Below are 10,894 nucleotides of genomic sequence, written 5' to 3' on the forward strand. Positions count from 1 at the left end.
CTAGTTTAACGCGATACAGGTTCTTGCTCTCTAGGCAAGAGGCCGCGTACCAGGTTTGGACGCGGCCTCTTGCGCTTCAGGCACTGGCGGTCCAGATCCGCGCTTAACTAGAAGCTAGTATCTCGAAGCTTTAAGCTAGTTGTTTAAAATAATAAGGAGACTTCATGTCCGCTTCTTCGCACCCGGCAGTGCCACGCCTCAACCTACTCTGGTTCACCGTGCTCGCCGCGCCCATGATGATCGGCATCGCCATCGCCCTGATGATCCAGTTCGGTCAGTACCAGGCGACCATGGAGCTGTTACCCCAGGATACCCTGCGCATGGGTGCGCTTGGTGCCATGGCACTGATGCTGGTGGTGGCAAGGCCGCTGCGCAATCTTCTGCTGGCCCCGGCAGCCATCGCACAGCGCTCCCTGCAGGGCACCACCCCGGCCAGCGACGATGACACCGCAGCCATGAAGGTTCAGACCAGCATGTTCATACTGTTGGCTCTTCTCGATGCGGTTGCCATGATCGTGATTGCCTTCTGCCTGATGCAAGCAGATGCGCACCTTGCCATTCTGAACGGCATCTTCAGCTTGATACTGGCGATCATCGCCAAACCGAATTTTTCCGCACTGATTGAGAAGACCCGACAGCAGTTGCAGCGCTAAGCTGAAACGTAGCCGGCGGGCAAGCCCGCTGCTCTCAGAAACCTCCGCAGCGCTGTGTCGCAAGGGTTTCAATTTGCTGGTAGCTAAACGCTTTCGGAGCATTGTCATTCAGTGTCACCGTCAGCGTTTCCGCCCAGGCGTTATAACTGACGAGTGCCTGGTTGCCCGCATCATCCATCATTATTAACGACCCGCTGGTGACTTCGTCTTCCCTATCCAGCAAGCCGTCACCCTCCTCAACCTGCTTTACGTACAAGTCCTGATTCGTTTCCGCATAGAAACTTCCCTGCGGACAACTCTCAGGTAACACACCAGAAATGGTGTAGCCATAGCGACCTTGATAGCGCTCGATATGCCCTTCTTCAAACGTCATATCACCGTTTATGTCGTATTCCAGCCAGAACCGTTCCTGCTCATTGTCTCCGAACTGGGTGATCCCGGTAGCACTGCCATCACTATCCATCGCTGTACTACCTACCACCGAATACTGCTCCAGTTCGCCACCGGCACTGCCGTAGGCATGGTCGTCTGAATCACGGCGCAGGCGCATAAACCCATACCAATAACGGGAAAATATCACTGTCTCCCCTTCGAATGATTGCGACACAGAGAAAGGGGATTCCAGTGACGTACCTGATTGCTCAAACCCGATGAAATCCGTTTCAGCAAGAAAATTTCCACTACCCATTCCGGAAACCGGATAACCAACGCGGCGCACGCCATCCGCGTGGCCTGCCCCTGAAAACGTATCACTGGAAAAACAGTTGTTATCCTCGGTTTTGATCACATCATGCAAGGCACCGGAAAAGGGTGAAGCCACATCCTGGTCAGAACGGTGCATGACTACATATTCACCGCCACCTTCACAGGCATGCCCCTGATCAACCCTATTATCCCCTGTCATATCCACGTCCAGAGCCACATTCAGATTGGCCATCAAACGGGTCAACGGCATATAGGTTTCATCCATCAAGGATCCGGGGGCCAGAAGGACAACCGTTTCTTCACTATCCAGGGTGACGGCGGCCACTGTTTCCAGTGCCGCTACCCCACCGTTGTTATTGTTGTTGCCAGGCGAATTTGATGGACCTTTCTCAGTACCTCCACCGCTGCCACCGCAGGCAACCATCATGCTAGTCATCAATGCCAGGTAGCTACTCCTTACTACGCTGCTGCAATCCATCCTTAGTGCCCCATCCGTTAATTCATCAGCGAGGAGGGAATCTAACAGATGGACAAAAACATGCCGTACGGATCCCGGCAAAGCGGAGTAAGACAATCACATCAGAAAAAGTAAGAAATGTATTACACCGCTGACTTTACATAAGCATCACAGGGCGTCCTGCAAGTTACAGACAACACCGCAATTCCCATCAAAACCACAATCGCTGCCGCTACCGAGGGCTGCTTTTATAACCACTAATCGGACGATAAGCGGTGCTGCCCCGTAATACCGGCGCCGCAGATGCCTGTTTTCATTGCTGAAAATGACTATAAAAACAGACTGAACGCCGTTCTATAGATTCTCTGACAAAACCGTTCAGTCATTTTTCTCTGGCCGGCGCGGTTAAAAAAGCGCCAGCATGGATACAGGAAGGTGTGACGCAGTTCCTTCCGGGAGGAATCATGTTTAAGGCAAAGGCAGCATGGATCGCTGCTCTGATAATGGCCTGGGGGTTCGCCCCGGCTTCCCCGGTCAGTGACTCGGCCAGGGCCAGGATTACGTTGATCATTCCGCCTTCATTCAAGGTGGAAGGGCTGTCTCAGATGCAAACCACCGGTCCGCGCCAGTACCGTGCAGATCAACTCTGCCTGCGAGGACCGCGCAGCATGGATTACTCACTTCAGCTCCGTGACAAGACCGGCCAGCCACGTCCCACACAAGCCGATTTCGTACCCGCCGGCCACTCCCCGGACTGTCACGGGCAGTCTGCATCGTTGCTGCTCCGCAATAACAACGAAGCCATTCGCGAAGACCGTCCTTTGACGCTGATGATTATCGCCGAGTAACCCCCTGCCTCCATCCTCTATGGCAAATTTCTATTGAACACCCCCCGACATGAATTGTTAATGAACGCCGTTTAACAAAGCCCTGCCGATGCTCTACAACTGTTCCCGTGATCGATAACAAGGAGAACCATCATGGGTTTCAGGAACGGATTCACCCGTTTGTTTGCCGGCCTGGTCCTGCTGCTGGGCAGCATGACCACCCCGGCCCTGGCCGCCGGGTTGATGACCCCGGCCAACAGCAGCCTGCCACCACTGCAGATCCGCGAGCAGCACGTCACCGTGGATGTGGAAGACGGCTACGCCATCACCGAAGTGGAGCAGGTCTTCCACAACCCCAATAACCAGGACCTGGAAGCCTACTACCGCTTTCCGGTCCCCGAGCGCGGCACAGTCGCCGAGTTCACCGTGTGGATCGACGGCAAACCGGTGATCGGCGAAGTGCTCGAAAAAGAACAGGCCCGCCAGGTCTATGAACAGGAAAAAGCCGCCGGTCGTGAAGCTGGACTTACCGAGAAGGACAGCTACAAAGCCTTTGATGTGCGGGTACAACCGGTGCGCGCCGGCCAGGACACCCGGGTACGGCTGGTCTATATGCAGCCCGCTTTTGTGGATACCGGCATCGGCCGCTATGTGTACCCGCTGGAAGAAGGCGGCGTGGACGAGAAGAAGCTGGCGTTCTGGACCGCCAACGACAGTGTCGAAGAACACTTCAGCTTTACCCTGAACCTGCGTAGCGGCTACCCGGTGGACGCCCTCCGCCTGCCCAAGCATCCCCAGGCACAAATCCAGCAACTGGACCCGCAGCAATGGCAGGTGACACTGGATAACCGCGCGGCAACCGCCAGTGGTGAGAATAACGAAAGCAGCGAAAGCGCCAACTTCGCACCCCCGGCTGCCAATGGCCAGCCGGCCAATGCCTTCACCCTGAATCAGGACATCGTCGTCTACTGGCGCCACCAGCAGGACCTGCCCGGCAGCGTGGACCTGGTCGCCTACAAGGCGCCAGGGAAAGATCGCGGCACCTTCATGCTCAGCATCACCCCCGGTGACGACCTGCCGCCAATCACCACCGGCAGCGACTGGGTGTTCGTGCTGGATATTTCCGGTTCCATGAATGCCAAGCTGGCCACCCTGGCCGACGGCGTCAGCCAGGCCCTGGGCAAACTGCGCGGCGGCGACCGCTTCCGCATTGTGCTGTTTGATGATCGTGCCGAAGAACTTACCAACGGCTTTGTGGATGCCACCCCGGACAGCATTCGTCGCTACACGGACAAAGTCATGCAGCTGCAATCCCGTGGCGGCACCAATCTGTTCGGCGGTCTGAGCCTGGCCCTGAAACCACTGGACGCAGACCGCCCCACCGGCATCGTGCTGGTCACCGATGGCGTGGCCAACGTGGGCAAGACCCAGCAGAAAGATTTCATCGACTTGCTGGAAAGCCACGACGTTCGCTTATTCACCTTTGTCATGGGCAACAGCAGCAACCGCCCCATGCTCACCGCCATGACCGATGCCAGCAACGGCTTTGCCATCAGCGTGTCCAACAGCGATGACATTGCCGGGCAGATTCTCAACGCTACCGCCAAGCTCACCCACCAGGCCATGAACGACGTGGAGATTGATATCGACGGGGTGCGCACCGCCGACCTGCAACCGCAGCGCATCGGCAGCATCTACCATGGCCGCCAGATCGTGTTGCTCGGTCACTACTGGGGCAACGGCCCGGCGGACGTGACCCTGCGCGCCAACGTGGGCGGCCAGGACAAACAATACAAAACCCGCTTCGACTTCCCCGCCACCGGCGGCGATAACCCGGAGCTGGAACGACTGTGGGCCTATGCCACCATCCAGGACATGCAGCGGGAAATTAATTATTTCGGCGAGGAGAAGGATCTGCAGCAGGGCATCGTCGACCTGGGCCTGGAATACGGCCTGGTCACCAACTACACCTCCATGGTGGTACTGCGCGATGAGGTGTTCGAGGAATATGGTATTGAGCGTCGCAATGCCAAACGCCGGGACATCGAAAAACTGGCCAAGGCCCAGCGTCAGGCCAACGCGCCCACCAGCAACCGCGTGGACAATGCGCAGCCCATGTACACCAGCAACCGGCCTTCCTACAGCGGCGGCGGGAGCGGGAGTGGCGGCGCCTTCGGTATCGGCGCACTACTACCCTTCCTGATCCTTCTGATCGGCGGCAGCCTGCGCCGACGCCACTAATACAATCAAAGACAGCAACCCATCCCGGACAGGCCAGCCCTGTCCGGGATCGGTTATTCCTGCCGGCCTTCGATGGCGGACAACAGCACCCCGGCGGCAATCCCCAGTCGCTTATCAAGTCGCCCGTCACGATCCGCACTGAAATCCACATCCAGTTTCAGAATGAAGGGATTGAACCGTTGCCGATACTCCGCCACAGGCTTGTCGCCCACACTGGCGTGGTAGTGCTGCGGAAAGAAGAACGCCAACACTTCGATATAGCGACGCACCAGCGCCTTGAGCATGGAGTCTTCTTCCAGGGTGCCGATTTCCTGGCCCTCGTTATCGAGGAAAGTCCAGTGATCCCGCAAAAAGGACGACTTGAAACCCGCCCGCCGCAAGGTGCCCACATGTTCATTATTCTGTGAATCATGCACGTCATAGGCGCCGGCAAAATCAAAAATACTGCGAGTGGATATCCGCAGCAGTTCCTGCTCCTGACTTTCATCCGCATACAGGCGAATATCCTCGCGGATGCGGAAGCGTTTCATGTTGGAATATAGCGCCAGCTCCCCGCTGTTCGTATAAAGATGAAAGGCATCACCGAAGAGCCGGAAGAATTTTCGGCGAATGGTATAACGTGGGTGCTGAAAACGAATTGCATGAGTCATGGTCTGCCTTCCCTGAGCAAAAGAAGCTACCCTACCAGCGCAAGAAACGATCACAAGCCTTCCCGCCATGGAAGGCGCAAGTTCACCAACAGGCGGCCCCATGAACCCGGAATTCTGGCATCAGAAATGGCACAACTCGGAACTGGGCTTTCACCTTTCGCAGGTCCATCCACTACTGCAACGTTACCTCGGCGAACTGTCGTTGAAAGCCGGTCATACCGTCTTTCTTCCCTTGTGCGGCAAGACTCTGGATATCGGTTATCTGCTGGAACAAGGCTATCGCGTGATCGGTGCAGAGCTGTCTGAGAAAGCCGTCACCGACCTGTTCGCCTCATTGAATCGCCAGCCGGCCACCACCCCTTGGCAAGGCGGTATTCGCTACCAGCATGGTGACCTCACCGTTTTTCAGGGTGACATCTTCCTGCTTCAAGCCGAAGATATTGAGGCAACGGATGCCCTCTACGATCGCGCCGCCCTGATCGCCCTGCCGGACACCATGCGCGAACGCTATGCCCGCCATCTAATGGCCCTGACCGACAAGGCGCCGCAGTTACTCATCACTCTGGAATATGATCAACAACAGATGGATGGCCCACCGTTTTCTGTTGGCAAAAAACAGGTGAAAAATCTCTATGAGAGCCACTACAGAATAGCGCCACTTTCCAGAAAAATGATTCTCGATCACGAACCGCTCTTCCGGGAGAGAGGGCTAACCGCGATTTACGAAAATGTCTTTTTGCTCACCTGATTTGCCCCAGGCGTAAGGCGCGTAACGAGTGTCGAGGGGCGAACACAAAAAGCAGATCCCGGTTTTCGCAACTCGCCCCTCGCAACTCGCTTCTTCTAACCCCCCACCATCACCAGGGCAACTCGCTGCCATCGGAATGCCAGAAGGTGCCGCTGTTTTCCAGGTTTAGCTCATCCATCCGTGCGATCAGATTCGTCGCCGCCTCTTCCACGGTCAGGTTGCCACTATTCCCGGTCATGTCGGTCTGAACCCAGCCCGGGTGCAGGATGGCCACGGCGATGCCGCGATCATGCAGGTCCAGCGCCAGGGATTTACCCGCTGCGTTCAAGCCGGCTTTGCTGATGCGATAACCGTACTTCTTCCCAGAGGTGTTATCGGCAATAGAGCCCATCCGTGAGGTCATCAGGCCCACCTTGCTGCCTTGATGCAGGTTATGCAGCAGCGCCATGGTGACCCGAAGCGGACCCAGGGTATTGACCTCGAACTGTTGCAGAATCTGTTCGAAATCCATCTCGTCCACGGTCTCGCTGAGCATGATTCCGGCATTGTTGTAGAGAATATCCACAGACGTATCACCCAGCGCGCCGGTCAGATTGCTGACCCCGTCAGCGGTGCTGACGTCCACGCCATCAATAATTTCCACACCGCTATCTACCAATGCGGTGGATGCCTGCCGGCACACTGCCAGAACCCGATCACCACGGGCTTTCCAGTGCTGCGCCAGGGCAAGACCGATGCCCCGGTTTGCACCAGTGATTACAATTGTTTGCGCCATTTCTGCCTCCTTTCTATTGGTATCCCAATTACTTAGCTCTACACCCATTCAAGCACTTCCACTGTGCATTACAAAACACTGCAACATTAGATACAAAACAACATTTTTAGCCAACATTGGCAGCGCAATGAATTTTATATAGTGCGCGCATGGGTGGATCGCGCTGATGCGCCTGTCATACACACTTTTGTGTTCATGGAAGAAAGGGGGAAGTACCCATGCTACATCTTTTGAAAATCCTGCTGATGAGCTCTCTGCTCGTCACCCTGGCCGCCTGCGGTGGCGGCGGCAGTGGCAGCAACCCGACCAACGATAGCGGCAACACCAGTGAAGAAACCGGCAACACCGGCGATGAAGACGATGGCGATACTGACGGTGGTGACACCGGCGGCGAAGACGGTGGCGACGATGAGACCCCGCCGCTCACTGAAGAAGAGAAGCAACAGCTTCTGACCCTGGTAGATACCAACAACCACTTTACCGTTTCCGTATGCCCGCAGGCGGTGCTCGGCACTCAGCTGGGCGGCGTGATTGATGTGCTGGCCTGTGAAAACGAAGCACTGACCAACATCTCCCTGGGCAACGACAATGTGTTGGGTCTGCTCTGCGCCAACACCGTGGCCGCCACCGACACCGATCTGCTCGGCAGCGTCACCGAACCCACCTTCCTGCCGGATTGCCTGCTGGAAAGTAGCACTTACCTGCAAGCCACCCTGGGCGGCCTGCTGGATAACAGCGGCCCCATCGGCCAGCAGCTGTGCCCCAGCTCTGAAAACCCGGTGCAGTGCCTGCTGGAAACCCTCAACACCGTACCGGACAGCACCCTGGCCGGCGTGCTGGGTTACCTGGGCTGTGACGACGCGCTCAACCCGCAGGTATGCCTGACCCAGGTGGCTGACAACCTGGCCATGGGCGAGCCCCTGATCGGTACCGTGAACAGCCTGTCCATGGCACTGTGTCCCATTGCCACCGGCGCCGATGCGTTCGACCCGGAACAGTGTGTCACCGAAGTACTGGGCGGCGTGGGTTCCATCCTCAACCTGACCGGCGGCCTGGGCGAGCTGTGCCCAGAAGGCGCAGACCCGTTCACCTGCCTGCTGTCTGCCGGCGAGAACCTGGGCCCCATCGGCGAACTGATGGGCAACAGCCCGCTGGACCCCGCCATTCTGGAAGACCTGCTGGCTGGCCTGGCCAACCCGGGCAACATGGAACTGCTCGGCGAACTGCCGATGATGCTGGAACAGATTCCGGTACTGGGCGAACTGCTGGCCGGCCTGCTGGGTAACGGCGGCGACCTGTTCGGCACCCTTGGCGACCTGCAATCCCTGCCCGACCTGCTGACACAAATTCCGGTACTGGGCGACATCCTCAACGGCGTTGCCGGCGGCGACAGCGGTGGCCTGCCCACCGATGCCCTGAGCCTGGAAACCCTGACCGGTGCCCTGGAAGGCGATCAGCTGAGCATGGTAACCGACCTGCTGGCCAACGTGCCGGTACTGGGCGACGTGGTCAACCAGCTGCTGGGCGCGGTGTCTTGTGATTCCGCCAACCCGCTGGACTGCCTGACCAACTCCGCCGGCCAACTGGAACAGTTCACCGGCCTGCTGGAACAGATCCCGCTGCTGGGTGATGTCCTGAACGGTCTGCTGGCCGCCCTTACTGGCGCCGGCACTGGCGGCGAGCTGCTGCCCGGCACCGAGATGCTCAACGAGATCCCGGTACTGGGTGATCTGCTCAACCAGATCCTTACCACCCTGCAGGGCGGCGCTGGTGGTGACATCCTCACCCCGGACCTGGCCATGCTGGAACAGATCCCGGTTCTTGGCGACCTGCTGAGTGGCCTGCTGGGCGGCCTGCTGAGCGGTGATCCTTCCGATCTGCTCGACAGCATCATGGACCAGGACGGCAACCTGCTGGACAGCGTCTCCGCGCTGGTGGAAGAACTGCCGCTGGTCGGCGACCTGGTCGGCAACCTGCTGGTGTCCCTGTTGGGTGAAGCCGAAGCCAGCAGCCTGCTGGCCCCGCTTAGCGATGCCCTGACCACCATCCCGGTACTGGGTCCGGTACTGGGCGGCCTGCTGGGTCTGCTCGGCTAAAAAGCAGTCACGAGTGACGAGGAGCGAAAGCAACCCTTTCCGGGTGTTCGCTCCTCGAAACTCGCTACTCGCTCCCCCCCTGTTTCCGCCCCTCTCCGAAAGCCCCTGCGCGTAACCCCTTTCTTGTCACCGCGTCTTTGTTACAGTGGACATCCACTTTAAAGAGCCTGTTTGGGGTCTATACGCAACCGCGTTGCTGCTCAAAATGGCGCCAGGCAAGGCGCGGACCGCAGGGCCTGACGGGTCAAGTTCAAGGTTCGCAACACAGTATGGCGCCATTTTGAGCAGCAACCCGAAGGGCCGGGCCCCTTTTTCCGCCAGCCCGCGATTGCGCTTGCTTATGTAGAGTGACTACACGGCACAATCGCAATCACGACCTGACGAAAAAATTGACTCCGGCGCGGCTGCGTATAGACCCCAAACAGGCTCTTCAACCAAGGATGCGAATCATGACCATTGCAGTCGGCGATACCCTTCCTGCTCTCACCATCAAAACCAACGGTGCCAAAGGCCCCGAAGACCTGAACACCGGTGATTTTTTCAAGGGCCGCAAGGTGGTCCTGTTCGCTGTTCCCGGCGCCTTTACCCCCGGCTGTTCCAACACCCATATGCCCGGCTTCGTGATCAACGCCGATGCCATCCTGGAAAAGGCCGATGCCATCGCCTGCATGGCGGTCAACGATGCCTTCGTGATGGATGCCTGGCAGCAAAACCAGAACGCCGAGCACATCACCATGCTGGCGGATGGCAACGCGGAATTCGCCAAAGCCCTGGGCCTGGAGCTGGATGCCACCGGCGGCGGCATGGGTATCCGCAGCAAACGCTTCGCCCTGATCGCCAACGATGGCGTAGTGGAATACCTGGGTGTGGATGAAAAAGGCGTGGACAAGAGCAGCGCTGAAACCGTACTCGGCCAACTCTGAACCTTTACTGAGCGTCCGACGAGGAACGTCCTTTGCTCCGATACGTGGCTTTCTTTCGCGGTCTCAACATCGGCCGACCCCCCAGCCCGGACCGCGACAGCCTGGAGCAGGCGTTCCTCCATGCCGGAGCGCCCTTCGTCTGCTCTTTTCATGCCCACGGCAATGTGGTGTTTGATGCCGAAAACGACCGCACCGCCACCCGGGTATTGCAGCAAACCAGTACGACGCTCAACGCCACCGGCTTCCAGCAGCCGGGTTTTCTGCGCCCGCTTTCACGGCTGGAAACCTTGCTGGAACAGGCGCCCTTCGCCAACCAGCAACCCGGCGATTACCACGAGCGCTGCGTCACCTGGCTGCCCATTAACACACCGGTGGCCCTACCCACTTTTCCGCTGATCTTTCCCCGTGACGACGCCACCCTGCTGGGGGCTGACGACGATGCCATCTTTTCCGTGACGCGGCTGGTGAACAACCGGCCCGGTGCGGTCAACGCCACCCTGGAACGCAAACTGGGCTGTCCGCTCACCAGCCGCAACTGGAACATCATCACCAAGCTGGTGGAACGCTTCGCCTGATCGCCCGATTAGCGTTGATACGGTGCTGCTTCGTAGGGATTACCACCCAGGGCGGCCGAGATATCGGCAATGGCTTTTTGTCCACGCACACTATTGCCCGCCGCATCCAGCGGTGGCGAAATGGCGGCGATGCCGAACTTGCCCGGCGACACCGCAATAAGGCCGCCGCCCACCCCGCCCTTGGCGGGCAAGCCGGTGGCATACAGCCACTTGCCCGCCTCACCATAAAACCCGCGGGTGGCCC

11 protein-coding genes are annotated in these 10,894 nt (G+C 58.3%); 7 read left to right on the forward strand and 4 right to left on the reverse strand.

Annotated elements, in window-relative coordinates:
- Nucleotides 1-164 precede the first annotated feature (164 nt).
- On the forward strand, nucleotides 165-653 hold the full coding sequence (locus ACFE0K_RS10725; RefSeq protein WP_434536056.1) for a hypothetical protein: 489 nt from the start codon (nucleotides 165-167) through the stop codon (nucleotides 651-653).
- 34 nt (nucleotides 654-687) lie between these two features.
- Here ACFE0K_RS10725 and ACFE0K_RS10730 read toward each other — a convergent pair whose 3' ends face one another.
- Nucleotides 688-1,785 carry a hypothetical protein gene (locus tag ACFE0K_RS10730; RefSeq protein WP_434536057.1) on the reverse strand — a complete coding sequence of 366 codons (1,098 nt, stop codon included), beginning with the start codon at nucleotides 1,783-1,785 and terminating at the stop codon, nucleotides 688-690.
- 494 nt (nucleotides 1,786-2,279) lie between these two features.
- Between ACFE0K_RS10730 and ACFE0K_RS10735 the strand changes: the two genes are divergently transcribed.
- Nucleotides 2,280-2,663, forward strand: a complete 384-nt coding sequence (locus ACFE0K_RS10735; protein ID WP_434536058.1) for a hypothetical protein — start codon at nucleotides 2,280-2,282, stop codon at nucleotides 2,661-2,663.
- Between the two features lie 132 nt (nucleotides 2,664-2,795).
- A complete protein-coding gene (locus ACFE0K_RS10740) occupies nucleotides 2,796-4,883 on the forward strand; it encodes a VIT and vWA domain-containing protein (protein WP_434536059.1) in 2,088 nt (695 codons plus the stop codon).
- 53 nt (nucleotides 4,884-4,936) lie between these two features.
- On the opposite strand, the gene ACFE0K_RS10745 is transcribed toward ACFE0K_RS10740, so the two are convergent.
- Entirely contained in the window at nucleotides 4,937-5,533 is a 597-nt protein-coding gene (locus ACFE0K_RS10745) for a hypothetical protein (protein ID WP_434536060.1), read from the reverse strand.
- 100 nt (nucleotides 5,534-5,633) lie between these two features.
- On the opposite strand from ACFE0K_RS10745, the gene tmpT reads away from it, so the two are divergent.
- A complete protein-coding gene (gene tmpT / locus ACFE0K_RS10750; RefSeq protein ID WP_434536061.1) occupies nucleotides 5,634-6,281 on the forward strand; it encodes a thiopurine S-methyltransferase in 648 nt (215 codons plus the stop codon).
- A 109-nt stretch (nucleotides 6,282-6,390) separates the two neighbouring features.
- On the opposite strand, the gene ACFE0K_RS10755 is transcribed toward tmpT, so the two are convergent.
- A complete protein-coding gene (locus ACFE0K_RS10755; RefSeq protein WP_434536062.1) occupies nucleotides 6,391-7,056 on the reverse strand; it encodes an SDR family oxidoreductase in 666 nt (221 codons plus the stop codon).
- Nucleotides 7,057-7,274: 218 nt separating this feature from the next.
- Between ACFE0K_RS10755 and ACFE0K_RS10760 the strand changes: the two genes are divergently transcribed.
- From ACFE0K_RS10760 to ACFE0K_RS10770, 3 genes are all read left to right on the forward strand, one after another.
- The gene (locus ACFE0K_RS10760) at nucleotides 7,275-9,152 is read left to right on the forward strand and encodes a hypothetical protein (RefSeq protein ID WP_434536063.1); all 1,878 of its coding nucleotides are present in this window, start codon (nucleotides 7,275-7,277) and stop codon (nucleotides 9,150-9,152) included.
- A gap of 449 nt (nucleotides 9,153-9,601) precedes the next feature.
- The gene (locus ACFE0K_RS10765; protein WP_434536064.1) at nucleotides 9,602-10,075 is read left to right on the forward strand and encodes a peroxiredoxin; all 474 of its coding nucleotides are present in this window, start codon (nucleotides 9,602-9,604) and stop codon (nucleotides 10,073-10,075) included.
- 32 nt (nucleotides 10,076-10,107) lie between these two features.
- Entirely contained in the window at nucleotides 10,108-10,650 is a 543-nt protein-coding gene (locus ACFE0K_RS10770; protein WP_434536065.1) for a DUF1697 domain-containing protein, read from the forward strand.
- A gap of 8 nt (nucleotides 10,651-10,658) precedes the next feature.
- Here the strand turns inward: ACFE0K_RS10770 and ACFE0K_RS10775 are convergent.
- The coding region (locus tag ACFE0K_RS10775; protein ID WP_434536066.1) for a glutaminase at nucleotides 10,659-10,894 on the reverse strand (236 nt) is incomplete at its 5' end.

Source organism: Alcanivorax sp. (assembly GCF_051117345.1).
Classification (GTDB): domain Bacteria; phylum Pseudomonadota; class Gammaproteobacteria; order Pseudomonadales; family Alcanivoracaceae; genus Alcanivorax.

Bases quoted from the DNA above. Each gene is read 5' to 3' on its own strand.
- ACFE0K_RS10725 (WP_434536056.1), top strand. From the start codon at position 165: ATGTCCGCTTCTTCGCACCCGGCAGTGCCACGCCTCAACCTACTCTGG.
- ACFE0K_RS10730 (WP_434536057.1), bottom strand. From the start codon at position 1,785: ATGATGGTTGCCTGCGGTGGCAGCGGTGGAGGTACTGAGAAAGGTCCA.
- ACFE0K_RS10735 (WP_434536058.1), top strand. From the start codon at position 2,280: ATGTTTAAGGCAAAGGCAGCATGGATCGCTGCTCTGATAATGGCCTGG.
- ACFE0K_RS10740 (WP_434536059.1), top strand. From the start codon at position 2,796: ATGGGTTTCAGGAACGGATTCACCCGTTTGTTTGCCGGCCTGGTCCTG.
- ACFE0K_RS10745 (WP_434536060.1), bottom strand. From the start codon at position 5,533: ATGACTCATGCAATTCGTTTTCAGCACCCACGTTATACCATTCGCCGA.
- tmpT (WP_434536061.1), top strand. From the start codon at position 5,634: ATGAACCCGGAATTCTGGCATCAGAAATGGCACAACTCGGAACTGGGC.
- ACFE0K_RS10755 (WP_434536062.1), bottom strand. From the start codon at position 7,056: ATGGCGCAAACAATTGTAATCACTGGTGCAAACCGGGGCATCGGTCTT.
- ACFE0K_RS10760 (WP_434536063.1), top strand. From the start codon at position 7,275: ATGCTACATCTTTTGAAAATCCTGCTGATGAGCTCTCTGCTCGTCACC.
- ACFE0K_RS10765 (WP_434536064.1), top strand. From the start codon at position 9,602: ATGACCATTGCAGTCGGCGATACCCTTCCTGCTCTCACCATCAAAACC.